Raw genomic sequence first — 23,461 nt, 5'->3', positions numbered from 1 at the left:
ATTATCAAATAGACTATATGTGTAGGACAGATAAGGAGGTTAGGCTTTATGGCAGGATTAAAGGATAAGCTAAAGCAAGTTATGCAATTCATATTCCGTAATCGTACTTCTAATGAAACTAGCGGTATAAATGCTGGTAAAGTGTCTATTTCGGCTGCTTCAGATCCACCTCCAACAAATGAATTTTATCCTCAATCGTACGGAGCATTGGCTAATGGTAGTAACGATGATACAAAGGCTATTCAGGCGGCGATTAACACAGCATCGGCTGTTGGAGGGACGGTTGTACTTCCACCAGGAAATTATAATGCGAGTACAATTAATATGCTGTCCAATGTAAGGCTCGTAGGTGATATCGGTGCGGTATTACAATCAAATACGGCAGCAAGTGCCGATACGGTGATTAATGCAACGAATGCATCCTCTTTTGAAATCGCTAACCTTGTTGGGAGAATAAGTATCAATTTATACTCATGTACAGACTTTATAATTCATAATCTTATGGTGAGTGGAAATTCCGGATTATGGTACCTCTATCAATGCTCGGATGGGATGATAGTCAATAATTATATTGAGGATACACTCAACACAACGGAACGGATCATCTATTTGAATGATTGCTCGACCATTCTTGTCGATGGGAACCGGATTAAGAATAAAGTTTTATTTAATAATGTTGGGCCAGGCAATAATGCAGGAATTAATGTTTCGTCATCAAAATATTGCAAAATAGCAAATAATCATATTGAAAACTGTGGTGGTCAAGGGATTTTGTTCGATGCCAATATAGGCATTACAGATCCAGTAGAACGTCAGTGCTTCAGCAATATAGCGATAGGGAATATCGTAATTGGTAATGGCCAAGAGGGAATAACAGCATTTTCCTCCAAACAATATGAAACCTATGATATAACGATTGTAAGTAATATATGCATTAATAATCGATATGATGGTATAGAACTATGGGGAGTTCGACAATGTGTTGTGGAGGGTAATAGCATAAGTGCGGCGTCTATGAAGGAATATAGCTTTGGGGCTATTAATATCTATTCTTCGAAAGATATTGTTGTCAGTGGCAACTCCATCGAGAACGTTCCAACATCAGGGATAGCTACGGTAAATGGAGTAGGTTATCCAGAATCCAGATGTTCTAACATCATCCTTACGAATAATCGAATTCAAAACTGGAATATCCTCGATCTAAACCCTGCAACTAGCCATGACCAGACATGCGGCATTAATCTATTTGGTGCAGACTTCACAATTGTTTGCGGTAATATCTTTTTGGATACCAAAATAGGTAGAAAATACAGTATAAAAGCAATTTCGGTCGTACAAGGTCATCATTATATTCAAGGGAATGTCAATCCAAGCAATTTACCTGTAGACGACCATATAGAAGCGGACATGGCCTGGGTGGGAAGACAGTTAGCGGAACGTATCCCAATGCTTAGAATGTCGCAGCTGCAAGGAGATATTAATAACGGGGTCATGTCAACGATAGATTCTGGGTCCGTTTGGTATAATGCTAAGAAATTAGCATTGTATTATAAGGGCTACGAAAAAACCCTGCTCACGCCAACAATTATCGATGAGAACAGTACTTCGGGGTTTCCATCGACCGATTACAATGCAGGCTTCTTTAATTATCAAACGCTGACAGGTAGATTGTTCTATCGGAGTAAACCGAGCAATTCTAATGGTAAATATACGGAAGTTGTCTTAAAGGATAAGTTCATTAATTTAAAAAGAAGTACGGAAGTGTCGAAGACACCAGTTGAAGGCGATACGTACTATGATACAGTAAAGAAAAAACCTGTTTATTACGATGGAACAAACTGGAGAGATTATACGGGAAATATTATTAACGTTACGCCATAAAGAAATAATCGATAAAGAACTGATTACAGAGCTGTGTTATGGAGCTTAAGATCAGTTCTATTTGTTTTGTAAGAATAACAAAATACAAAGGCAGGGAATACACATGAGAACAATGATCGGCTTAGTCAAAGAACACCGGGGGCCCGGCGCAGTGCTGAAGGAGGTACCCGTGCCGGTGATCGGCCCGGACGAGGTGCTCGTACGTGTCGTAGCGAGCTCCATCTGTGGAACGGATATGCACATCTATAACTGGGATGCGTGGGCAGAGAAGTCCGTGGTGACGGGGCATGTCTTCGGGCACGAGTTCGCTGGGGTTGTGGAAGAGGTCGGCAGCAGGGTCTCCCATGTGAAGATTGGCGACCACGTCTCTGCAGAAGGACATATGGTGTGCGGAATATGCAAGCCGTGCCGGACGGGAAGATCGCATGTATGCCTGAACACATTGAGCTTCGGCATTACGGCGCCGGGATGCTTCGCGGAGTATGCCGTCGTGAGAGCCAGCAACGTGATCCACAACCGGCCGGATATGCCATTCGAGATTGCTTGTCTTCAGGACCCGCTTGGGAATGCTGTGCAGACGGTGCTGTCGGGCGATATTGTCGGCAAGTCGGTTGCCATCATTGGCGCAGGATTAATCGGACTGATGTCGATTGCCGTAGCGAGAGCATGCGGTGCAGCGCAGGTCATCGCGGCAGATATTAATCCGTATCGCTTGGACATGGCACACCGTATGGGCGCGGATGTCTTGATACATAGCGGAGAGGTGAAGTTGTCGCAGGCGATTCGCGAGCATACGAACAGTGAAGGCGCGGAGGTCGTGCTTGAGATGTCAGGCCATCCAGATGCGATTCGCGAGGGCTTCGAGGGAGCGGCGAACGGAGCACGCGTCTCGCTACTCGGCATTCCAACGCAGGATGTGCCGCTGGATATGGGGCAGATCATCTTCAAGGGCATTCGTGTGGAAGGCATTACAGGCCGCCGCATGTATGAGACATGGTATCAGATGAAAGGGCTATTGGATCGCGGCATCCTGCCGCTAGACCAGCTCGTTACACATACGTTCACACTGGACCGGTATGAAGAAGCTTTCGAACTCATGCGCGAAGGGCGCTGCGGCAAAGTTGTTTTCCTTCACGGGGCATCAAAGCCGGGAGACCTCGCATATAACAGTACAGATGCTGCATTGCAGGTCAGCTTATCGATTTAGTTGAAGTGAAAGTCGCGATAAGTTCTACATGTAATATCACGGAGGAGGTTGAACGCTTGCGAGTTATTCCGACCAAGTTAGAAGGTGTCGTATTGATTGAACCGGATGTCTTCGGCGATGCAAGGGGGTTCTTCATGGAGAGTTACCACGAGGAGAAGTACGCAGCGGCCGGGCTTCCTTATCACTTCGTGCAGGATAATCATTCCTTGTCAGAACCTGCGGGGACCCTGCGAGGCCTCCACTATCAGCTCTCCCCCAAGGCGCAGACGAAGCTGGTGCGCGTGTTGACAGGTGCGATTTATGATGTAGCTGTCGATATTCGTCCAGGCTCGCCGACCTTCGGACAATGGGTTGGATATGTACTGAGCGCAGCGAATAAACGCCAACTGCTCGTCCCTCAAGGCTTCGCCCATGGCTTCTGTACGATTGTTCCGAACACTGAAGTTAGCTACAAGGTGGATCAGTTCTATGCGCCTGCACATGATCGGGGCATTCGTTGGGATGATCCTGCGCTAGCCATTCCATGGCCGACGGACCACCCACTGTTGTCGCCCAAAGACGAACAGCATCCATTCTTAGCGGATGCGCAGCTCGTACTCGAGGGCGAAGCAGGATGAGCTCTCGGGGAAGGGTGTTAATTATCGGGGGACAGGGCAGGTTAGGCTCAGCCATCCGTGAGGCGTGGGCACCTCACACGGAAGTCCTTGCCCTTACCAGACAAGAGCTTGATGTGAAAGACGCAGGGTCCGTCATGAAAGTATGCGAGGCGTATCAGCCGGAACTCATGATGAATACAGCAGGCTTCACGAATATCGATCTTGCAGAGGAGGAGCCGGAGGAGGCCTATCGCATCAATGCGTACGGCGCACGGCATGTTGCACTAGCTGCTAGAGCGGTTGGTGCGCAGCTGGTTCATTTCAGCACGGATCAAGTCTTCCAAGGGACGCCAGATCAATCTTATGAGGAGACGGCATATCCATTGCCGGTCCATACGTACGGAGCATCCAAAGTCGCTGGCGACCGGTTCGTCCAGGCGATCCAACCGCAATCATTAATCGTTCGAACCGCTTGGCTGTTCGGAACTCGTCCTGTAGAGGAAGAGATCCACAGTGCAGCAAGCTCGTCCCGCTCATCGGTATGGCAAGTCGACCCCTCCGTGATTGGTTGCCCAACCTATGTGCCAGATTTAATTCGTAGTGTTGAGAGGTTGCTAGAGCTGCATTGCTCCGGTCTCTATCATGTGACGAATAGCGGTTCCTGTTCCATACAAGAGTTCAGAGAAGCCGTTGGGGCGCTTACCCCTGCGCTCGAATGGCCTAGTCGTTCTTCCCAACGTACGACGCACCGTGCCAGATGCCCAGAACGGGTTGTATTAGATCCCGCAGCGCTGACGCGAACGGGAATTCCACCGATGCGTCATTGGCATGAAGCATTAGTCGACTGGGTGAACCGAAATGCATGAAATTTAATACTGTATGAATTGACAATTTGCGAGAAATGTTGTAACGTTGATACGATACATATTGTAACATTAAAATATCGTAAGTATCATTTGCAAGTCTGCTCATTGGGGGTTGAGTGAAGATGACTCATACGGAATCCATCTATTGTTTGGTATGCAATACGAGGCAAAGTGTACAGCGACAGCGCATTGTGTTTACAACAGGATATTATCGTGTTGGTGTACCGCTCGGTTGCTGCGAGGCTTGTTATTCTCTTTCTCAGATTCAAGAGCAGTTCGTAAATTTTGTGAATCATCAGAGTCCCCCTGTCCTGAAGTAAATCAAGACCTCCTTTACGATCATTTATGGTGGGAACCAAGGAGGTCTTGCCCAACCAGCCTCAGCCGTCGGAGAACTTCCTCTAGCCTGCCTGCTTCTTGTTCTTCTTCGTAATCGCAGGCAATTCTGAATCTTGAACGATGGACCGAGGCTCTAGCTTCTCCATTAGACTCTCGCCACGGAAGATGCCGCCCTCATGAATAATAATCGAAGAGCCTTGGTAATTCCCATGGAATTGGCCTTTGCTAGTAATGATTAATTTCCCCTTCGTCGTCACATCACCAAAGACTTTGCCCGCAATAATCAGTTCTCTGGCTTGAATGTTCGCCGTTGCAACGCCTTGTTCCCCGATGGTCACCGTACCGCTGACTTCAATCTCCCCTTGAAAATGTCCTTCGATTCGCAAGTTCGTCTGGCATGTCAAATGTCCATCCATTGTCGTTCCTTGTCCGATTAACGTATCGGTTAGACGTAGTTTCTTCTGTCGCCGCATCATGTATTATTCCTCCTTCGGTTTCGTAATGAAAGGCAGTGGATCAATAAGCTGGTCTTCCCTTGCAATTTGGAAATGGAGATGGGGGCCCGTGCTTCGTCCCGTATTGCCGAGTCGCCCGATGCGATCCCCTTTGACAACAACATCCCCTTCATCGACCTCAATCCGACTTAAATGCATATACCAGGTGTCGTAGCCTTTCGCGTGCTCAATCACAATATACTTCCCGCGAGAATTGTCGGACCCAGTCGTAATGACCTTCCCATCGGCGGCGGCGAAGACAGGATCTCCCACTTTCCCCGCAATATCGACACCGGCATGATATGCAGCTCTGCCTGTCATCGGATCACGGCGGTAACCGAAATTCGAGGTCAAGCGATGAGATGTCGTTGGCCAACCCGTTGGCGTGTTCTGAAATACATCCTGGACCCGCTCAACCGTCTTCGAGACGTTCTGCTGCATGACCTGAATGACCGTTTCCATTTGCTCCAGATCAATGGCCGTATCCTGCGCGAGTCGAAGAATCTCTTCATTACTGACTGGGAAATATTCACCGCCGACATCCTCTGTCGCATCCCATGGGAGAGGGGTAACACTTGAATCGTTCGTGGACTCCGTCTTGCCGTATTTGCGGATCAGACCTTGCAGCGTCTTCTCCATCTTATGGATCCGTTCGATTCCTTCTTTCATCATTTGCGCATCTGAGGACAGTTCAATGACTTCGTTCTGAAGAGAGGTAATGGCGTGGTCTTTCTGCTCAATGGTATTTGCGCTTGCTGTGGCATTGGCGGATATTTTTCCTTGCAGCCCTTCAATCTGAGATGAAGAGCGCATTTCAAGTCCGAGGACAAAACTAGTTAGGGACACAGCAGTAATGAGAGGAACGGAGATGACTAGCAACATTGGTACTTCGATTTGTCTGACCGATTGATCCGCGTCACGAATCACGAGCAGCGTCATCTTGCTAGTAAACCATCGTTTCTTCATGATTCTCCTTTCTACCGGAACAAAAGCACCGATTCGATTGGAATAGACTGCTATAGATGGGATTCTATTCGGTTGTCCGCCAAAACATGCCGAAAAAATATTGCGAATGATGTTCAAGGATGGTTATGAATGCGTATAGGTTACGATAATTGTTGTTAAAAATAAGTATAGCGAGATCGAAAGCGATCATATCCTCTGAGCGGGGACGTAAAGCAAAGAGGGAGGGAATCCGAAGTATGACATGGCTCGCTATCTTGTTAGCTGTATTTATATTTCAAATAGCGACGATCCTGATCGTTGAATTCCGGCATCCATCGAAGACTGTGGCGTGGCTGCTCATATTATTCTGTTTTCCGGTGATTGGATTTGCGGTCTATTATTTCGTTGCTCAAGATTATAAGAATAGGCGGAAGGTTCGGAAGAAGGGTACGACCATTTTTCGCAGAAAAAGAAAGCTGATCTGGCAGAACTCTTCGATCGTGACCCGGAAATTCCAGAGCAATAACTATGAACTGCGTCGGGAAGGGCGATTGTTCCGGCTGCTGACGCATTTATCTGAGAGTCCAATTAGTGGCTGTAATGAGACGGAGGTGCTTACGAATGGCGAGGCAACTTATGAAGCGATGTTCAAGGCGATGGAGCAGGCGAAGCATCATATCCATTTAGAGTTCTATATATTTCGCGGGGATCGGATCGGTACCAGGTTCCAGCAATTATTGCTCGAGAAGGCGAAGCAGGGCGTGAAGGTACGGATTATCGTGGACGGTCTGGGCAGTTACGGGCTCAATGACCGGTTCGTGAAGCCGCTGAAGGATAGCGGTATTGAATTCTATAGCTTTTTGCCGCCGCTTTTTGCCCTCTATCATCGGAAGCTGAACTTCCGGAACCATCGCAAAATCGTCGTCGTTGACGGGAAAATCGGGTTCGTCGGCGGCATCAATATCGGCGATGAATATTTAGGTAACGATAAGAAGCTCGGATTTTGGCGGGATACGCAGATTCAAGTGCGCGGGGATGCCGTTTATTTTCTGCAAAATACGTTCATCAACGACTGGTTTGTCGTATCGAATCGAGAGCTCAGCGACCTGGACTTGTACCCGCAGCATGAATGTCAAGGCTCTGAACAAGTGCAGATGATCGCGAGCGGGCCAGACTCCCATTGGGATGCCATTCAAGAGATGTTCTTCGGGGCGATATCGGTAGCGAAGCATCGGATCTATCTACAGACGCCTTATTTTATTCCCGATCTGAGTATATTTACGGCGCTAAAGACCGCTGCGGTGAGTAAAGTGGATGTGCGGGTCATCATTCCAGGGGTGAACGATTCAAAGCTAGTCAATCTAGCGTCTTTATCTTATGTGGAAGAGCTGATGCAGGCTGGGGTGCGGTTCTATCAGTATCAGAAAGGATTCATGCATGCCAAAGTCGTCCTGATCGATCGGATGCTGGCCTCCGTGGGGACAGCCAATATGGATATGCGCAGTTTATTTATGAACTTTGAATTAAATGCGGTGCTATTCGACCTTGGTACGATTGAGCGGCTCTATGCTGATTTCGATCAGGATCTAAAGGATAGTACAGAACTGATCTTGAAAGAATTTGAGCAGCGTTCCCGGATTCAGAAAGGGAAAGAAGTGCTGGCGCGTATGCTGTCACCGTTGTTGTAGGTCTTACTCAGCTTGAATGGGAACAGAGCCGTTCGGGTATATTGTAGAGGACTACGAAGAACCATCAAGGAGGAGTAAGGAAGAATGGATGCGCGTCGTGCCCTAGAAATTTATAAGAGCCAAGATACAATTGCGGTAAAACTCGATACAGGTGATTCGGTCTGGATTGAGAATGTAGATGAAGCAAATAACATGGCGACGGTTCAGATCGGTTCTCGTCCGACCAACACACAGACTGTGTCCGTGGAACGGTTGAGTGAGCATTGAGCTGAATTTTCAAGTTATCCAGATCATATAAGCTGAACCCAGCCCGGACCGAAGCTGCGAACGTATGCGCAGACAGATGGTTCGGGCTTTTTTCAAAGCTTGGGTATGAGGGGCGCTTATTGCAGGCAGGGGAGAGGGTCGATATAATAAGAGCATTATGCAATATGGATCAAGCAGACATGTTTGAATCATGCGGAGTAGAACTGGAGTTGAAAGTGGTGCTTAATACGTATACATTCCGTTCCATGCAAGAGGCAGACACCGAGCGGTTCGCTGCACGGCTCGCGGGTTGGATTCAGCCGGGGGCTGTTATCGCGCTCGATGGTGATTTGGGAGCGGGAAAGACTCGATTTTCGCAGGCGCTGGCTCGTGCGATAGGTGTACAAGATGTGGTGAATAGTCCCACGTTTACGATTATCAAAGAATATGAAGGAACAACACTTCCTTTCTATCATATGGATGTCTATCGTCTCTCGATGGAAGAAGCGGACGAGCTGGGGCTTGATGAGTATTTCTTTGGACAAGGATTGACGGTTGTCGAATGGTCGAGTCTGATTACGGATCTGCTGCCTGCAGCATATTTGCACATTTATATCGAATATGCCGGCATGACTGAGCGCGTATTCCACGTGCAGGCGTACGGTTCTCCTTATGAGGCATGGTGTGAGGAACTGAACAAGGAGGGGGCGTCATCATGATAAGCAAGGAAACACCGAACAAGCGGTATTTAGCAATTGATACATCGACGGCCATGCTTACCGTTGCTGTTGTGGAAGGAACGCGCGTCCTAAAGGAGATTTCTTCATCGGCAGAGCGCAATCATTCCTTATATTTAATACCAACGGTGAAAGAAGTCCTTCAATCACTAAATATGCACGAGCAGGATCTGGACGGTATTATTGTAGGCCGCGGTCCTGGCTCATACACAGGTGTACGCATTGGCGTGACGGTTGGAAAGACACTCGCATGGGTCTGGAAGAAGCCGATTGTAGGCGTCTCGAGCCTGGAAGGATTGGCGCTAGCCGGATGGCATCATGCGACACAATCATTGATGGAGACTTCGGGGAACATGGATACGATGCTACCGATAACGGCTGTGAATTTCAGGGATCAACAGGAGGATACGATGCAAAGTATGAACTGGATCGTGCCTCTGATTGATGCGCGGCGCGGACAAGTTTATACCTCGCTATGGTTCGGACAAGCCACTGTCGATTCCATTCAATGGGAAGGCGTACAGGAAGATCGGGTACGTCTCATGAGGGATTGGGTGGATCAAATTGTTGAAAGCACGATTGAACATGGAACACCGGCACATATTTGGGTTATTGGCGACGTCGAACTTCACTTGGCGGAAGTGGAGCGATTGCAGTCGCTGATTAGCGCTCCTGTGCATATGGTGTCGTACACGATGGAAGCGCGCTGGCTCGGGCTGACAGGTGGCAATAGACTGATGCGAGGGGACTTCGACGATGCGCATCGATTTGAGCCGAATTATACGCAGCTTGCAGAGGCAGAAGCGAAACTGCTTGCGAAGTCGTGAAGGGAGAATGCGAATCGTGGATGATTATAGGGACAATGCAACAGACGGGCTTTGCTTTCGGCTAATGCAGTTGAATGATATTCCATCTATCGTAGAACTAGAAAGACAGGCGTTTACGCTGCCTTGGACAGCCAAAGCGTTCCGGAATGAGTTAACGCAGAATCATTTTGCTAAATATATGGTGATGGAATGGAATGGCCAGATTATTGGCTATGGCGGGATGTGGTTCATCGTGGATGAAGCGCATATTACGAATATTGCCGTTCGTCCAGAGTATCGTGGTCGGAAGCTGGGTGCTAGACTCCTTAAAGAAATGATGAAGACAGCAAGTTTTGTCGGAATGAAGAAGATGACGCTTGAAGTCAGGGTGTCGAATCATGTTGCACAAAATTTATATCAAAAATTTGGTTTCTCGCAAGCGGGTGTTCGTCCTCGTTATTATTCCGACAATAATGAAGATGCACTTATTATGTGGGCGGATATTCCGGTAGAATGGGAAACCATCGAATCTGGGGGAACAATCCCTGGATCGAAAGAGGCAGGTGACAGACATGAGTAACGTTTATGGCGAAGGGAAGCCCAATTATATATTAGCGATCGAGACAAGTTGTGATGAGACTAGCGTCGCGGTCATTAAGGACGGCAAAGAAATATTATCGAATATTGTAGCGAGTCAGATTGAGACGCACAAACGCTTCGGTGGTGTCGTGCCGGAAGTGGCTTCACGCAAGCATGTGGAGACGATTACGATTACGACGGAGGAAGCCGTAGAAAAGGCTGGCATTGCGCTAACCGATTTGTCTGCGATTGCTGTGACGATGGGACCTGGTCTTGTCGGTGCGCTGCTCGTGGGTATTGTGGCAGCCAAGGCGCTCGCAATGGCGCTTGACCTGCCGTTGATCGGAACGCATCATATTGCAGGTCATATTTACGCTAATCAGTTGGTACATGAAATAGAATACCCGTGTATGGCGCTCGTCGTATCCGGCGGGCATACCGAACTCGTCTTGCTGGAGAGCGAAGGCGTATTTCGTATGATCGGTCGGACGCGGGATGACGCGGTAGGTGAAGCGTATGATAAAGTCGCGCGTGCGCTGCAATTCCCATACCCTGGCGGCCCGCATGTGGACCGTCTGGCGCATGAAGCGGAAGCTGCGGTGCCATTGCCGCGTTCATGGCTCGAGCCGGATTCCTATGATTTCAGCTTTAGCGGCTTGAAATCGGCGGTACTGAATGTGATTAATCAGACGAAGATGCGAAATGAAGAATTGAACTTGGCCAATGTCGCTCGCGGATTCCAAGAGTCGGTAATTGAGGTGCTGACGGAGAAGGCGATTCGCGCCGCGAAGGAATTCAACGTGAAGCAGCTGCTCTTATGCGGTGGTGTAGCAGCTAATAAGGGGTTGCGTGAAGCCTTGACAGCGCGCTGTGGAGCTGAAGGCTTGCCGCTGTTAATCCCGCCGTTCGCCTTATGCAGCGATAATGCAGCGATGATTGGCGCGGCTGCTTACTTGAAGTGGAAGCGCGGCGAATTTACAGCGCTGGACCTGAAAGGCGAGCCAACATTATCGCTCGAAGCTTGGTCGGTTCAGAGCTAGCATCGATATGAAAAAATAAAAGGCTGTATCGAATCTCTCCTTTCGAATGGAGAGCCTCGGATACAGCCTTTTTATTATACTCGAACACTCGCATGCTGCAGCTTACGGAACTGCATCAGCATTGCGACACGCCATGGGAGCAACATGCCGAAGGCAAGGATGAAGAAGAGGCCTGCGCTCTGAGGAACCGTGATGTATTGTTCAAGCACATCATGCAGAATGACACGAAGGACGAGAAGTCCGACAATGACGAAGATGAACATATTGGAGCGTTTCAGATAGATCTGATCATTCTTCTGCTCGAATCGTGATGTCAGGATCAAGGGATAGGAGAAGAGAATCGCTCCGACAAGAAATGAGGCCAGTGCCCACGTAAGCGGGACGCGAAACTCCGGCACGACGAACATGAGGAACCCGGATACCATACCGACGGGCGGCATAATAATCTTCTTCATATTCGTTGGTTTGTTCGCAGCGCGCAGCCGCAGGAAGATCACAGCCGACCCGCCTAATATCGTTGCAAGAATGGAAAGGCCGTGCATAGAGAACAAAGAGCCAGCCAAGACAATCACCTCATTGTTGAATATAAAGTGGTTCGTTACATTAAGTCGTATTATAGCACAAAGCGTCTGGAGAAATCTTCTGTTCCTCATCGATGGGAAAGTGGTAGTAAGAAAGCCATGTGGACAAAGTTATGCACATATCCCACGAGATCTGTGCATAACTGTTATAACACTATGGTGCGCAGTGATGCGGGTTTTATGGAAATGGGGGATAGCTTTTTCATGTCGAATGGCCTATTTCTGTGGATAATGTGGATAAAAAAGTGAATAATTATGGAAATTGCTTCGCATCCCCTCGTGCATCAATAAAAAAAGCGGCCGTATAGGCCGCTAGGAGGATAAAGTTATTCACTTGTTCTGTGGATAAGGCTGTGTATATTCATATGGTAAGACAATTGCTTAAGCCATGGTCTCTTCCCATTGTTCGTACGTCACGGCTAGACGGGATTTTTTCTCATCAATTTGGCTCTGTGTCTCCTGTACGGCGACATAGTCCTGATAGACCTCAGGAAGTGTAAGCTTGTGCTCCAATTCCGCGATCTCCGTCTCGAGCTGTGCGATATCAGCTTCGAGTTGTTCTTGTTTGCGCTGTCTGTTCCGTTCCTCGCGTTTCGCTTGTTTGTTGTCTTCGAAGGTAGCGGCGCCACTCGATGGTTTGTCGCCCACTGTCGTATTTGCTGCAGATTCTTTGCTGGGCGCAGCGGCAGCTTCGGCTAGCATTTCGGCCAGTTCTTGTTTCTTTTCGACATAATCGTCGTAATTTCCTAGGAAATGTTGCGTCCCTGTCGGACTGAGCTCAACGATCCGTTCCGCCATTTTGTTCAAGAAGTAACGGTCATGGGAGATGAAGAGCAGCGTGCCTTCATAGTCCATGAGTGCGGATTCCAGCACTTCTTTGCTGAAGAGATCCAGATGGTTCGTCGGCTCATCGAGAATGAGCATATTGGCTTTGAGGAGCATCAGCTTCGCTAATGAGACGCGTGCTTTCTCTCCGCCGCTCAGAGACGATACCCTCTTGAGCACATCTTCTCCGCTAAATAAGAAATTGCCGAGCACGGTGCGAATCCGTGCTTCCTCGAGGTGAGGATAGGCAGACCAGAGCTCTTCCAAGACGGTGTTACTCGGGGTCAGGCCTGTCTGCTCCTGATCGTAGTAACCCAGCTTGACATTCGTTCCCCAGTTGAACACGCCGCCTAATGGTTCCATCTGCCCGACTAGCGCTTTTAATAAAGTAGATTTACCGATTCCGTTCGGGCCAATGAGGGCGACCGTCTCGCCGCGGCGCAGATCGAGTGAGACATGCTTGAATAAGGTTCCTTTATTCGGGAATCCCATCGCAAGGTCGCTAATCTGCAGAACTTCCTTACCAGAAGTGAGTTCGACTTCGAATGAAAAGGATGCTTTCTTCAAATCACCGAGTGGTTTCTCCAGACGATCCATCTTCTCAAGCGCTTTGCGACGGCTTTGCGCTCGTTTGGTCGTTGTTGCGCGAACGATATTTTTACGAATGAAATCTTCCATTTTCGCAATCTCTGTCTGTTGGCGTTCATAATGTTTACTCTCGATTTCGTAGTCCGCCGCTTTGAGCTCGATATATTTGCTATAGTTGCCCGTATACCGTTTGGATTGATGACGCTCAATTTCGACGATATTCGTGACGAGCGCATCGAGGAAATAGCGGTCATGTGATACGACGACGATGGCGCCCGCGTACCCGCGGAGATAATCTTCGAGCCATGTTAACGTCTCAATGTCCAGATGGTTCGTCGGCTCATCCAGCATGAGTACATCTGGAGCTTGCAGCAGCATGCGAGCGAGGGCAAGCCGAGTCCGTTGGCCGCCGCTTAGCGTATGAATAGGCGTATCGAAGGAGAAGCTGCCGAATCCCATGCCATGCAGAATGGACTTGATCTTCGTCTCGACCTCGTAGCCGCCTTGCTCTCGGAACCAATCCGAACGCGTGGCATAGCGGTTCAGCGTATCCGCGTATTTCTTCTCATCTTCCATGAGCGCAGGATCAGCGATTTGTTGTTCGAGCTCGCGTAATTCCTTCTCCGCTTCGATCAAATGCGCGAAGACCTGCAGCATCTCATCCCAGATCGATCGATCGGATTGCAGACCGCTGTTCTGGGCAAGATACCCGAGGCGTGTTTCTTTGGCTTTGAAAATCTGCCCTTGATCCGGGCGGATTTCTCCGGCGATAATCTTTAGCAATGTTGACTTGCCCGCACCGTTCACACCTACTAGACCGATCCGTTCTCGTTCGTTGACCATTAGGTTAATATTTGACAGAATATTGGTTACACCATAATTTTTCGTTATTCCTGAAGCTTGAAGCAGCATTTCGTCGATACCTCCAACACATGATCACGGTTTCAATAGTACATATTGTACATGAATTTTGAGGAAAGTGCGAAGAAATGGAAGGATAACGCTGAAAACTAGCGAAAGTAAATGAACAATGGTAAACTAAGGGTGTGATTTCGTTAAATGAGCGAGAAACAAGAGATTCGCAAGCGGATCAAAGCCTTGCGGAAGGCCTTATCACCGAATGAGCATCAGGTGAACTCCGAACGAATATGCAGAGAAGCTGCGAAATGGATTGATGGACAGGCCCAGTCGGGACAATCATCCGCGAATCGTAGCATTTTCGTCTATCTTCCCTATGATCACGAGCTCGATATCATGCCATTTATTCAGCATTGCTGGGATCGGGGATTTAGGGTACATGCCCCTCGTGTGAATCAGGATACAGGGCAGATGCAGTTGTATAGGATCCGATCGTTATCCGATGTTGAAGTTGGCAGCTATGGGATTCGAGAACCGAAATTGTCGCTTCCGCAGCTATCCGAGAGGGAATGGGCAACATTAGATTGGGTTGTCGTTCCAGGGATCGCCTATGATCGGCATGGAGGGCGTATGGGATACGGCGGCGGATATTATGACCGGTTTATGGCCAGACTTGCTGAGGCGCGCCCAGAAGGTTCTGAGGGCAGGCCGTTATGTATTGCATTGGCATTCAGTCTACAGGTGATCGAACATGTACCGATGGAGGCGCATGACCTTCGCATAGATTGCCTCATGACGGAAGACATGACCATCACGATGGATGCAGGCGATCACAGGATCATAGATAATACATGAATAGTTCATATACATACAATAGATAAGCTACAAGGAATAAATATCATATATTGAAGTTCGACATTCGAGGGAGGGGTGCGAAATGATCTGGAGAGTAGGAATCCTAACCGCTAGCGATAAGGGCTCTAGAGGTGAACGCGAGGATACGAGTGCGCAAGTCATTCGAGAATTGATCGAAGAAGAGCTTGGCGGTGAAATTGTCGAGTATCGCATTGTACCGGATGAGAAGGATGAGATTATGGCCGCACTGATCGAGATGGTCGATTACTTCCAGACCCACTTGATCTTAACGACAGGCGGGACAGGCCTAGCCGAGCGGGATGTCACGCCAGAGGCTACACTTAAGGTAATTAATCGGGAAGTGCCGGGAATGGCGGAGGCGATGCGCGCCGCTTCTATGCTCAAGACAAGACGGGCGATGTTATCACGCGGGGTATGCGGAATTCGCGGGAAGACGTTAATTCTGAACTTGCCAGGAAGTCCGAAAGGTGTGCATGAGAATCTGAATGCCGTCATGGATCAGCTTCCGCACGCGCTTGATATCATTACTGGCCGGTACAAGGATCACCAAGATGAATAGTGGCTCAATTTCTTCATCGCTTCAGGAAGTTCCTGTAGAAGAGGCCATAGGCATGGTACTGGCACACGATTTGACGCAGATTATTCCGGGCGAGTTCAAGGGGAGACTTTTTCGGAAGGGACATCGGATTACGGAATCCGATATCCCGAAGCTGCTCGATATCGGTAAAGCGCATATTTATGCAATTTCACTAGCAGAGGATGAGATCCATGAGGATGATGCTGCGCAGCGCATGGCGATGGCGCTTCAAGGCTCGAATACGACGTTAACTGACCCTTCCGAAGGGAAGGTTATGATTCGATCGAGTATTCACGGGTTGGCCCATATTCATAAGCCAACCGTTGATCGTGTGAACGGTCTCGGTGATATTGCGCTCGCGACGGTCAAATCGAATACGGTTGTGCATCCGGGCCAAGCGCTTGCGGGCACACGCGTAATTCCACTGATTACGCAAACCGCGAAGATAGAAGAGGTTGAACGGTATAGCGAAGAGCTTCGCAAGAATACGCATCAATCGGTCGTACAGGTGAAGCCGTTCATTCCGCATCGTATTGGATTGATTACGACGGGCAGTGAAGTCTATCATGGACGCATCCAAGATCGGTTTGGTCCCGTTGTTAGAGCGAAAGTTGAAGCCTTCGGTTCGGAAATTGTCGAACAACGCTTTGCGCCTGACGATATAGCGATAATTGTCACGGAAATTTCCCAATTGAAGGAACAAATGTGTGATATGATACTGCTGTCAGGCGGGATGTCTGTAGATCCCGATGATCGGACACCCGGAGCAATCAGGCAAGCAGGTGCGGAAATCGTTCGTTACGGTACGCCGATGCTGCCAGGTTCCATGTTATTAATGGGCTATTTGGAAGATATACCGATTCTAGGTTTACCAGGCTGTGTCATGCACGACCCATTCACTTCTTTTGATGTGCTTCTGCCGCGGATTTTGGCGGGAGATCGTATCGAAGAACGCGATATCGTGGAGATGGGATATGGCGGACTGATCGGATGCTAGAACAGAATTGATATTTTCGCTGAAGAAGTGAATGAAGGGGGATATGCAAGGTGGGAGGCATAGGCGTAACAGGCTTTATTTTGCTGATTATCGTTGCGTTATTATTGTTCGGTCCGAATAAGCTGCCTCAATTGGGTCGCGCTTTTGGTCGGACATTGCGTGAATTCAAAGAGGGAGCGCGTGATATCATCTCAGACGATGATGACGACGATCGCAAGCCCGCGAAGCAAGAAGTCCGCAGTACGGATAGCACATCGCAGCCTGTACAGGATCAGAAGCACGCGAATGACAGACGTTTACCTGATTAAGATTAGCGTGGTGGTAGAATGACAGAGCAGCATTTCGATGCAGAGGACATGACAGTATGGGAACATATTGGCGAGCTGCGAAGACGGATCTTCTATATTCTGATTGTATTGGTTCTAGGGATGATTCTCGGGTTTGTCGTTACGGACCCCATCTATAATTATTTAATTGCCATTGCGCCAGTGAAAGACATGAGCTTTCATGCGTTTTCGATGTGGGATGCCATCGGTATCTATATGAAGTTTGCTTTTGTAATTGGATTAATCGTAGGGTTGCCATTCACGGTCTACCAAATCTGGCTGTTCGTCCGACCAGGGCTACGTGAAGTTGAACGGAAGGGTGCTGTGCAGTATATCCCGTTTGTTCTGCTTTTATTTCTAGCGGGTCTTGCTTTCTCCTATTATGTTGTATTTCCACTCGCATTTTCGTTCACGACGGATATGACGAAACATATGGGGCTCTTGGAGACCTATGGTGTTACACAATACTTCTCATTCTTATTCAATATTTTAATTCCAGTATCACTGTTGTTCGAATTGCCAATCATTATCATGTTCTTGACCAAGATTCGAATCGTGAATCCGAAACGATTGCGTAAAATGCGGAAGCTAGCTTACTTCGTGTTGATTTTCATCGGCGTAACCATCACGCCGCCGGATTTGATCTCGGACTTGCTCGTTGCCGTTCCACTCATACTGCTATATGAATTCAGCGTATGGTTGTCGTCGATCGTCTATCGGAAACAGCTTGCACGTGAGCAGGCTTGGGAAGATGAGCTTGAATACGAAAGATAGGAACACATAGAAGACGCTTGTCGATGATATCGATAAGCGTCTTTTTGCAAAGCTGGGCTAGAAGCAAGTGAAGGAATCAATTCGTCGCAAGTCGATGCCGAAATACATCCAGAAGAAGCCATTCCAGCGGAAACCTGCTACGGAGTCGCGTCCGACGAAAATAGGGTAGAACCAGAATTGGTCGCCGTTCGTTAGCCAGACATACGTATAGCGGAACATGCAGCGGCGAATGGCGCCTGGGTCTACCGCAAATGCGCCTGCTTGGGCTTGCGATAGAGGCTTAGCAGGGACGAATTGTGGTGGGGGCGAGGATGGTGCCTGAGCTCCGGAGGGTCCAGATGTTCCTGGCGGCTGCCCGGGCGGACCAGGCGAAAACGGTGGCTGTCCGGGAGGTCCTCCGAAGGGAAAGAAAGAACGACCGCCTCGTGGACGTCTTGGAGGCATATATGCCATGAAATTCACTCCTTATCGATGTGAAATCTTATCCTAGCGTATGGAGGCGGATAACTATCGGCTTGGGCAAGTGTCTTGGTACGGATATAATTATTTTTTCCTGCGGGTAGGGGAGTAAGAAATTGTTTTCACTCGTGTGGCATAAATTGGTCGGCGATGGATAGAATGGGTAGGTGTGTCGAGGCGATAGAATGTTGAAAAGTTCATGTAAATTTGAAGAAAAGGGCTTGAAATGTTCTTCCAAAATAGGTATCATAAAAATTGTTATTAGCACTAACGATGAACGAGTGCTAATACATTACACATAATGGTTAATGCTTAACAACATATTTAAAGGAGGCTATTTTTTCATGATCAGACCTTTAGGTGAACGCGTATTAGTTGAAGCAGTAGAGAAAGAAGAGACAACAGCATTCGGTATCGTATTGCCAGACTCCGCGAAAGACAAACCACAAGAGGGTAAAGTTATTGCGGTAGGAAGCGGCGCGGTGAAAGATGGCGTTCGTGTTCCGCTTGAAGTGAAAGAAGGCGACCGCGTAATCTTCTCGAAATACGCTGGCACTGAAGTGAAATTCGAAGGTAAAGAATATTTGATTATGAAAGAAAGCGATATCCACGCGATTATCGGCTAATTCATTCCAATCAGTGAATCCATAATAACAATTACAATTATTTAGGAGGTTTTTCACGATGGCAAAGGAAATTAAATTCAGCGAAGACGCACGCCGTGCGATGCTTCGTGGTGTAGATACATTAGCAAACGCAGTAAAAGTTACGCTTGGTCCTAAAGGACGCAACGTTGTTCTTGAGAAGAAATTCGGCAGCCCATTGATCACCAATGACGGTGTTACAATCGCTAAAGAAATCGAGCTTGAAGATGCATTCGAGAACATGGGTGCACAGCTTGTTAAAGAAGTAGCTACCAAAACGAATGATGTTGCCGGTGACGGTACAACAACAGCTACGGTTCTTGCACAAGCAATGATCCGTGAAGGTTTGAAAAACGTAACTGCAGGCGCTAACCCAATGGTGATCCGCAAAGGGATCGACAAAGCGGTTCGTGCAGCGGTTGAAGAATTGCAAAAAATTGCAAAACCAATCGAAGGCAAACAATCGATTGCACAAGTTGCTGCAATCTCGGCTGCTGACGATGAAGTTGGTCAATTGATCGCTGAAGCGATGGAGAAAGTCGGCAAAGACGGCGTAATTACAGTGGAAGAGTCGAAAGGCTTCTACACGGAGCTTGAAGTGGTTGAAGGGATGCAATTCGACCGTGGATATACTTCTCCGTACATGATTACAGATACAGACAAAATGGAAGCGGTTCTTGACAATCCTTACATTTTGATCACAGATAAGAAGATCTCGAACATCCAAGAAATCTTGCCAGTGCTTGAGAAAGTGGTTCAAGCTGGTAAGCAGCTTCTAATCATCGCTGAGGATGTTGAAGGTGAAGCGCAAGCGACACTGATCATGAATAAACTTCGCGGTACATTCACTTGCGTATCCGTTAAAGCTCCAGGCTTCGGCGATCGCCGCAAAGCAATGCTAGCTGACATCGCTGCACTCACTGGCGGTCAAGTGATCACAGAAGAGTTGGGTCTTGATCTGAAATCGACGACAGTTGGGCAATTGGGTACTGCTCGCCAAATCCGTGTAACAAAAGACAATACAATCATCGTTGATGGCAACGGTGCAAAAGAAGATATCGAAGCGCGCGTGAACCAAATCCGTGCTCAATTGGAAGAAACAACTTCCGAATTCGATAAAGAAAAATTGCAAGAGCGTCTGGCTAAATTGGCTGGCGGCGTAGCGGTTATCAAAGTTGGTGCAGCTACTGAGACAGAATTGAAAGAGCGCAAATTGCGTATTGAAGACGCATTGAATGCTACACGTGCAGCGGTTGAAGAAGGTATCGTTGCAGGTGGTGGTACAGCGCTTGTAAGTATCTTCAACGCTGTAGCAGCAGTTCAAGCGAGCGGTGATGAGCAGACAGGTGTGAACATCATTTTGCGTGCTCTAGAAGAGCCAGTTCGTACAATCGCAGCGAACGCAGGTCAAGAAGGATCTGTTATCGTTGAGCGTCTGAAAAAAGAATCCGTAGGCATCGGTTACAACGCAGCAACTGGCGAATGGGTGAACATGATTGAGACTGGTATCGTTGACCCAGCGAAAGTGACTCGTTCCGCATTGCAAAACGCAGCATCTGTTGCAGCTATGTTCTTGACTACCGAAGCGGTTATCGCTGACAAGCCAGAACCAAACAAACCAGCTATGCCTGATATGGGCGGCATGGGTGGAATGGGCGGCATGATGTAATCATCCCCCAGAAAACCTTGATTTATCAATAAAAGAGGACCCGAAAGGGTCCTCTTTTTTAATAATTATCACATTTATATCGCAATAAGTTACAACAAATCCAAGGAGGGCAATGATGAGATCATTAATAGAAGAGTATGGTCGTGGTCATGCGATGCTTCGGGAAGCCATTGAAGGATTGACGGAGGAAGAACTTCGATTCAAGCCTTCCCCAGAACAATGGAGTATTCATCAGATTATCATTCATGTTACGGATTCCGAGATCTCATCTACGCATCGAATACGAAGAGTATTGGCTGAAGATGAGCCGGTTCTTGTTTCCTTCGATCAGAACGCATTCGCGAACCATCTGAGCTACGATTTGTCAGACCGTGAACATTATCTGCTTCTGTTCCAAATGCTGCGTTCCAGTATGCAGCCGATTCTCGAGCATCTTACAGAGGAGCAGATCAAGCGTGTAGGCGTCTACGAAGACGCAGGGCGATTTACCTTCGAGCAATTGCTGGAATACCGGGTTCAGCATATTCAAGGACACATCGAACAAATCGGACGGGTCAGAGAAGCGTATCGGCAAAGCGAAAGATTAACGTAGTGCTTATAACATGCTCATGCCAACACCGATGAAATATGGAAACAGCCATAGAATCCAGACGATCAAGCTGAAGCGATGGAAGGTGTGCTGCGCATTCGCGGATCCTTTCCATTTGACGAGTGCAGCCCAGACTGCATGGATTAGCATCAGGATAAGCGCGGCGCCGCCGGTTAGCGCATGAATGACATTCCCGCCATTCGAGGCGAGTGTACTCATGAGGGTTGTACCTGTCGTATCGCAGACGAGACCCAGTAGGAAATAAATCAAATGTTTGGTTTGAAGTGTGCCGGAACGTTTTTCACCCCAGACACCGATGGTGTAGAAAATAAGGGCACAGTTAATGAAAATAATGGCAGCTGCTAGCATGTAGGTTCACCTCTTTTTGTGCGTTGTTGTTTCTTCGTACATGTATCCTATCATGCCTGTATGAATGCAGTGTGAACGGAGTATTACGCTTCCCGTCCCGACGCTGCTGATCATGTTGACATTGCAATCTGAATTCTCTATAATGGCTGTAATCTGATATGTCCTATACGTTGAAAGAGCGAAGTAGCAGTTTGTCCCTGTTCTCAGAAAGCTGGGGGTTGATGAGACCCAGTACATACAAATCCTGCGAATTACACTCTGGAGTATCTTAGGCAGTCCCTAAGCGGAGTAGCGATCGATATTATCGCTAAGAGTGGTATTCATGGCGACGTACGCGCTGTGGATGCAATTTGGGTGGTAACACGGTTATTCAATCGTCCCGATGTCTAGCAATAGACGGGGACGATTTTTTGTTGTTTATAGGGCTAAATTTGAAATGAATCGAGGAGCTGAAGACGATGACGATGAACATTATCGACGAACTAGAATGGCGCGACGCCATTAACCAACAGACGGATGCCGAAGGATTGCGTCAACTAACGAATGAGAAATCTATCTCGTTGTATTGCGGTGTTGACCCTACGGGCGACAGTATGCATATTGGGCATTTGATTCCATTTATGATGCTAAGACGCTTCCAGCTTGCTGGACACCGTCCTGTCATTCTCATTGGAGGCGCGACAGGCACCATTGGGGATCCAAGCGGTCGCCAATCGGAGCGCTCGCTGCAGACGATGGAGCAAGTCCAAGCGAACGTCGAAGCGCTTACGGCACAGATGAAGAAGCTATTCATCACCGATGGTGATAATCAGGTGCGTATGGTGAATAACTACGACTGGACGCATAAGATTAACGTGATCGACTTCTTGCGCGATTATGGGAAGAACTTCAGCATCAATGCGATGCTTGCCAAAGATGTCGTGGCTAGCCGTCTGGAGAGCGGGATTTCCTTCACGGAGTTTTCCTACCAGATCCTCCAATCCCTTGACTTCCTTCATTTGTTCAAGGAAGAAGATGTTCAGCTTCAGATTGGCGGTTCCGATCAATGGGGCAACATTACGAGCGGATTAGACTTGATTCGCAAGAAAGAAGGATCTGAATCCAAGGCGTTTGGATTGACCATCCCGCTGATGTTGAAATCCGATGGTACGAAATTCGGGAAGACAGCGGGCGGTGCCGTATGGCTTGATCCGAACAAAACAACGCCATTCGAGTTCTACCAATTCTGGGCGAACACGGATGATCGTGATGTGATTAAATACTTGAAATTCTTCACGTTCCTCGATAAAGAAGCGATCGATGCATTAGCGGAGAAGGTCCAGACAGAACCACACAAACGCGAAGCACAGAAAACATTGGCGGAAGAAATGACGAAGTTCGTGCACGGTGAGGAAATGTTAGAGCAAGCGAAGAAAATCACCGCTGCTTTGTTCAGTGGCGATATCAAATCGTTGACTGCGGATGAGATTGAGCAAGGGTTCAAAGAAATGCCGACCTTCCATGCAACCAAGGAATCCAAAAACATCGTAGAATGGTTGGTCGATCTAGGTATCGAGCCATCTAAACGCCAAGCGCGCGAGGATATCACGAAAGGTGCGATTTCCATGAATGGCGAGCGCGTAACGGATCTAGAGATGGAAGTAACGGTCGAGAACTCCTTCGACGGCCGATTCATCATTATCCGCAAAGGGAAGAAGAATTATAGTTTAGTACGTTTAACTTAGCATTCTGATGTAATATTGTGATATTAAGAAAGCTTCTTATGAAGTTCATCGAACTTCCATAAGAAGCTTTCTTTTGTTTTTCATTTTATACTAAAACGCTTGTCCCACAACCGTGTAATCGCCTTCATTGATTGACTTTCAGGGGTAGATCACTTATAATCTCGTTACAGCCATATGGAGA

At 47.9% G+C, this 23,461-nt stretch carries 25 protein-coding genes and 1 other annotated feature; of the genes, 19 read left to right on the top strand and 6 right to left on the bottom strand.

Annotated elements, in window-relative coordinates:
• Positions 1 to 48 precede the first annotated feature (48 nt).
• The 4 genes from GCU39_RS19935 (at position 49) to GCU39_RS19920 (ending at position 4,550) form a co-directional block, all read left to right on the top strand.
• Complete coding sequence (locus tag GCU39_RS19935; RefSeq protein ID WP_152395109.1) at positions 49 to 1,881, top strand: glycosyl hydrolase family 28-related protein; 1,833 nt, start codon at positions 49 to 51, stop codon at positions 1,879 to 1,881.
• Positions 1,882 to 1,984: 103 nt separating this feature from the next.
• On the top strand, positions 1,985 to 3,088 hold the full coding sequence (tdh, locus tag GCU39_RS19930) for an L-threonine 3-dehydrogenase (RefSeq protein ID WP_152395108.1): 1,104 nt from the start codon (positions 1,985 to 1,987) through the stop codon (positions 3,086 to 3,088).
• 56 nt (positions 3,089 to 3,144) lie between these two features.
• Positions 3,145 to 3,705, top strand: a complete 561-nt coding sequence (gene rfbC / locus GCU39_RS19925; protein ID WP_152395107.1) for a dTDP-4-dehydrorhamnose 3,5-epimerase — start codon at positions 3,145 to 3,147, stop codon at positions 3,703 to 3,705.
• A gap of 14 nt (positions 3,706 to 3,719) precedes the next feature.
• Positions 3,720 to 4,550: an SDR family oxidoreductase gene (locus tag GCU39_RS19920; protein WP_193726557.1), complete on the top strand. Its 831-nt coding sequence runs from the start codon at positions 3,720 to 3,722 to the stop codon at positions 4,548 to 4,550.
• A 401-nt stretch (positions 4,551 to 4,951) separates the two neighbouring features.
• Here the strand turns inward: GCU39_RS19920 and GCU39_RS19915 are convergent, their stop codons facing one another.
• Positions 4,952 to 5,365, bottom strand: coding sequence for a bactofilin family protein (locus tag GCU39_RS19915; protein WP_152395105.1), 414 nt, complete (start codon positions 5,363 to 5,365; stop codon positions 4,952 to 4,954).
• Between the two features lie 3 nt (positions 5,366 to 5,368).
• Positions 5,369 to 6,349: a M23 family metallopeptidase gene (locus GCU39_RS19910; RefSeq protein ID WP_152395104.1), complete on the bottom strand. Its 981-nt coding sequence runs from the start codon at positions 6,347 to 6,349 to the stop codon at positions 5,369 to 5,371.
• Between the two features lie 236 nt (positions 6,350 to 6,585).
• Between GCU39_RS19910 and cls the strand changes: the two genes are divergently transcribed.
• The 6 genes from cls to tsaD all read left to right on the top strand — a co-directional run bounded on the left by cls (position 6,586) and on the right by tsaD (position 11,424).
• On the top strand, positions 6,586 to 8,016 hold the full coding sequence (gene cls, locus GCU39_RS19905; RefSeq protein ID WP_152395103.1) for a cardiolipin synthase: 1,431 nt from the start codon (positions 6,586 to 6,588) through the stop codon (positions 8,014 to 8,016).
• Positions 8,017 to 8,100: 84 nt separating this feature from the next.
• The gene (locus GCU39_RS19900; protein WP_152395102.1) at positions 8,101 to 8,283 is read left to right on the top strand and encodes an H-type small acid-soluble spore protein; all 183 of its coding nucleotides are present in this window, start codon (positions 8,101 to 8,103) and stop codon (positions 8,281 to 8,283) included.
• A gap of 179 nt (positions 8,284 to 8,462) precedes the next feature.
• Positions 8,463 to 8,981, top strand: coding sequence for a tRNA (adenosine(37)-N6)-threonylcarbamoyltransferase complex ATPase subunit type 1 TsaE (tsaE, locus tag GCU39_RS19895; RefSeq protein ID WP_193726996.1), 519 nt, complete (start codon positions 8,463 to 8,465; stop codon positions 8,979 to 8,981).
• Complete coding sequence (tsaB, locus tag GCU39_RS19890; protein WP_152395101.1) at positions 8,978 to 9,826, top strand: tRNA (adenosine(37)-N6)-threonylcarbamoyltransferase complex dimerization subunit type 1 TsaB; 849 nt, start codon at positions 8,978 to 8,980, stop codon at positions 9,824 to 9,826. Before tsaE ends, tsaB begins: the two co-directional genes overlap by 4 nt.
• 64 nt (positions 9,827 to 9,890) lie before the next feature.
• On the top strand, positions 9,891 to 10,385 hold the full coding sequence (gene rimI, locus GCU39_RS19885) for a ribosomal protein S18-alanine N-acetyltransferase (RefSeq protein WP_227793276.1): 495 nt from the start codon (positions 9,891 to 9,893) through the stop codon (positions 10,383 to 10,385).
• The gene (gene tsaD / locus GCU39_RS19880) at positions 10,378 to 11,424 is read left to right on the top strand and encodes a tRNA (adenosine(37)-N6)-threonylcarbamoyltransferase complex transferase subunit TsaD (protein WP_152395100.1); all 1,047 of its coding nucleotides are present in this window, start codon (positions 10,378 to 10,380) and stop codon (positions 11,422 to 11,424) included. The genes rimI and tsaD overlap by 8 nt, the downstream gene beginning before the upstream one ends.
• Before the next feature lie 74 nt (positions 11,425 to 11,498).
• Here tsaD and GCU39_RS19875 read toward each other — a convergent pair whose 3' ends face one another.
• Both GCU39_RS19875 and abc-f read right to left on the bottom strand, forming a co-directional pair.
• Complete coding sequence (locus tag GCU39_RS19875) at positions 11,499 to 11,987, bottom strand: CcdC family protein (protein WP_152395099.1); 489 nt, start codon at positions 11,985 to 11,987, stop codon at positions 11,499 to 11,501.
• Positions 11,988 to 12,386: 399 nt separating this feature from the next.
• Positions 12,387 to 14,330, bottom strand: coding sequence for a ribosomal protection-like ABC-F family protein (gene abc-f, locus GCU39_RS19870; RefSeq protein ID WP_152395098.1), 1,944 nt, complete (start codon positions 14,328 to 14,330; stop codon positions 12,387 to 12,389).
• Between the two features lie 147 nt (positions 14,331 to 14,477).
• On the opposite strand from abc-f, the gene GCU39_RS19865 reads away from it, so the two are divergent.
• The 5 genes from GCU39_RS19865 to tatC all read left to right on the top strand — a co-directional run bounded on the left by GCU39_RS19865 (position 14,478) and on the right by tatC (position 17,826).
• Entirely contained in the window at positions 14,478 to 15,131 is a 654-nt protein-coding gene (locus tag GCU39_RS19865; protein ID WP_152395097.1) for a 5-formyltetrahydrofolate cyclo-ligase, read from the top strand.
• An 82-nt stretch (positions 15,132 to 15,213) separates the two neighbouring features.
• Positions 15,214 to 15,711: a molybdopterin adenylyltransferase gene (gene mog, locus GCU39_RS19860; protein ID WP_152395096.1), complete on the top strand. Its 498-nt coding sequence runs from the start codon at positions 15,214 to 15,216 to the stop codon at positions 15,709 to 15,711.
• A 52-nt stretch (positions 15,712 to 15,763) separates the two neighbouring features.
• A complete protein-coding gene (locus GCU39_RS19855; RefSeq protein ID WP_227793275.1) occupies positions 15,764 to 16,726 on the top strand; it encodes a molybdopterin-binding protein in 963 nt (320 codons plus the stop codon).
• A gap of 50 nt (positions 16,727 to 16,776) precedes the next feature.
• Positions 16,777 to 17,034, top strand: a complete 258-nt coding sequence (gene tatA / locus GCU39_RS19850) for a twin-arginine translocase TatA/TatE family subunit (protein ID WP_152395094.1) — start codon at positions 16,777 to 16,779, stop codon at positions 17,032 to 17,034.
• An 18-nt stretch (positions 17,035 to 17,052) separates the two neighbouring features.
• Positions 17,053 to 17,826, top strand: a complete 774-nt coding sequence (tatC, locus tag GCU39_RS19845; RefSeq protein WP_152395093.1) for a twin-arginine translocase subunit TatC — start codon at positions 17,053 to 17,055, stop codon at positions 17,824 to 17,826.
• A 57-nt stretch (positions 17,827 to 17,883) separates the two neighbouring features.
• Here tatC and GCU39_RS19840 read toward each other — a convergent pair whose 3' ends face one another.
• On the bottom strand, positions 17,884 to 18,279 hold the full coding sequence (locus GCU39_RS19840; RefSeq protein WP_152395092.1) for a transporter: 396 nt from the start codon (positions 18,277 to 18,279) through the stop codon (positions 17,884 to 17,886).
• Positions 18,280 to 18,629: 350 nt separating this feature from the next.
• Here GCU39_RS19840 and groES point away from each other — a divergent pair, with 350 nt between their 5' ends.
• The 3 genes from groES (at position 18,630) to GCU39_RS19825 (ending at position 21,190) form a co-directional block, all read left to right on the top strand.
• Positions 18,630 to 18,911, top strand: a complete 282-nt coding sequence (groES, locus tag GCU39_RS19835; RefSeq protein ID WP_152395091.1) for a co-chaperone GroES — start codon at positions 18,630 to 18,632, stop codon at positions 18,909 to 18,911.
• A gap of 58 nt (positions 18,912 to 18,969) precedes the next feature.
• Positions 18,970 to 20,598 carry a chaperonin GroEL gene (groL, locus tag GCU39_RS19830; RefSeq protein WP_152395090.1) on the top strand — a complete coding sequence of 543 codons (1,629 nt, stop codon included), beginning with the start codon at positions 18,970 to 18,972 and terminating at the stop codon, positions 20,596 to 20,598.
• Between the two features lie 115 nt (positions 20,599 to 20,713).
• On the top strand, positions 20,714 to 21,190 hold the full coding sequence (locus tag GCU39_RS19825) for a DinB family protein (RefSeq protein WP_152397344.1): 477 nt from the start codon (positions 20,714 to 20,716) through the stop codon (positions 21,188 to 21,190).
• Positions 21,191 to 21,193: 3 nt separating this feature from the next.
• Here GCU39_RS19825 and GCU39_RS19820 read toward each other — a convergent pair whose 3' ends face one another.
• Complete coding sequence (locus GCU39_RS19820; RefSeq protein WP_152395089.1) at positions 21,194 to 21,556, bottom strand: HsmA family protein; 363 nt, start codon at positions 21,554 to 21,556, stop codon at positions 21,194 to 21,196.
• Between the two features lie 161 nt (positions 21,557 to 21,717).
• Positions 21,718 to 21,941 (top strand) — a binding site (T-box leader).
• A gap of 79 nt (positions 21,942 to 22,020) precedes the next feature.
• Here GCU39_RS19820 and tyrS point away from each other — a divergent pair.
• Positions 22,021 to 23,280: a tyrosine--tRNA ligase gene (tyrS, locus tag GCU39_RS19815; protein WP_152397343.1), complete on the top strand. Its 1,260-nt coding sequence runs from the start codon at positions 22,021 to 22,023 to the stop codon at positions 23,278 to 23,280.
• Positions 23,281 to 23,461 lie beyond the last annotated feature (181 nt).

It is taken from the genome of Paenibacillus guangzhouensis, from assembly GCF_009363075.1.
GTDB classification, from domain to species: Bacteria; Bacillota; Bacilli; order Paenibacillales; family Paenibacillaceae; genus Paenibacillus_K; species Paenibacillus_K guangzhouensis.
Note: the sequence above shows the minus strand (reverse complement) of the source record. Positions and strands in the feature narration are given on the sequence as shown.

Coding starts and splice junctions, on each gene's coding strand:
- GCU39_RS19935 (WP_152395109.1), top strand. CDS start 49: ATGGCAGGATTAAAGGATAAGCTAAAGCAAGTTATGCAATTCATATTC.
- tdh (WP_152395108.1), top strand. CDS start 1,985: ATGAGAACAATGATCGGCTTAGTCAAAGAACACCGGGGGCCCGGCGCA.
- GCU39_RS19915 (WP_152395105.1), bottom strand. CDS start 5,365: ATGATGCGGCGACAGAAGAAACTACGTCTAACCGATACGTTAATCGGA.
- GCU39_RS19910 (WP_152395104.1), bottom strand. CDS start 6,349: ATGAAGAAACGATGGTTTACTAGCAAGATGACGCTGCTCGTGATTCGT.
- cls (WP_152395103.1), top strand. CDS start 6,586: ATGACATGGCTCGCTATCTTGTTAGCTGTATTTATATTTCAAATAGCG.
- GCU39_RS19900 (WP_152395102.1), top strand. CDS start 8,101: ATGGATGCGCGTCGTGCCCTAGAAATTTATAAGAGCCAAGATACAATT.
- tsaE (WP_193726996.1), top strand. CDS start 8,463: ATGTTTGAATCATGCGGAGTAGAACTGGAGTTGAAAGTGGTGCTTAAT.
- tsaB (WP_152395101.1), top strand. CDS start 8,978: ATGATAAGCAAGGAAACACCGAACAAGCGGTATTTAGCAATTGATACA.
- rimI (WP_227793276.1), top strand. CDS start 9,891: ATGCAGTTGAATGATATTCCATCTATCGTAGAACTAGAAAGACAGGCG.
- tsaD (WP_152395100.1), top strand. CDS start 10,378: ATGAGTAACGTTTATGGCGAAGGGAAGCCCAATTATATATTAGCGATC.
- abc-f (WP_152395098.1), bottom strand. CDS start 14,330: ATGCTGCTTCAAGCTTCAGGAATAACGAAAAATTATGGTGTAACCAAT.
- GCU39_RS19865 (WP_152395097.1), top strand. CDS start 14,478: ATGAGCGAGAAACAAGAGATTCGCAAGCGGATCAAAGCCTTGCGGAAG.
- mog (WP_152395096.1), top strand. CDS start 15,214: ATGATCTGGAGAGTAGGAATCCTAACCGCTAGCGATAAGGGCTCTAGA.
- GCU39_RS19855 (WP_227793275.1), top strand. CDS start 15,764: ATGGTACTGGCACACGATTTGACGCAGATTATTCCGGGCGAGTTCAAG.
- tatC (WP_152395093.1), top strand. CDS start 17,053: ATGACAGAGCAGCATTTCGATGCAGAGGACATGACAGTATGGGAACAT.
- GCU39_RS19840 (WP_152395092.1), bottom strand. CDS start 18,279: ATGGCATATATGCCTCCAAGACGTCCACGAGGCGGTCGTTCTTTCTTT.
- groES (WP_152395091.1), top strand. CDS start 18,630: ATGATCAGACCTTTAGGTGAACGCGTATTAGTTGAAGCAGTAGAGAAA.
- groL (WP_152395090.1), top strand. CDS start 18,970: ATGGCAAAGGAAATTAAATTCAGCGAAGACGCACGCCGTGCGATGCTT.
- GCU39_RS19825 (WP_152397344.1), top strand. CDS start 20,714: ATGAGATCATTAATAGAAGAGTATGGTCGTGGTCATGCGATGCTTCGG.
- GCU39_RS19820 (WP_152395089.1), bottom strand. CDS start 21,556: ATGCTAGCAGCTGCCATTATTTTCATTAACTGTGCCCTTATTTTCTAC.
- tyrS (WP_152397343.1), top strand. CDS start 22,021: ATGAACATTATCGACGAACTAGAATGGCGCGACGCCATTAACCAACAG.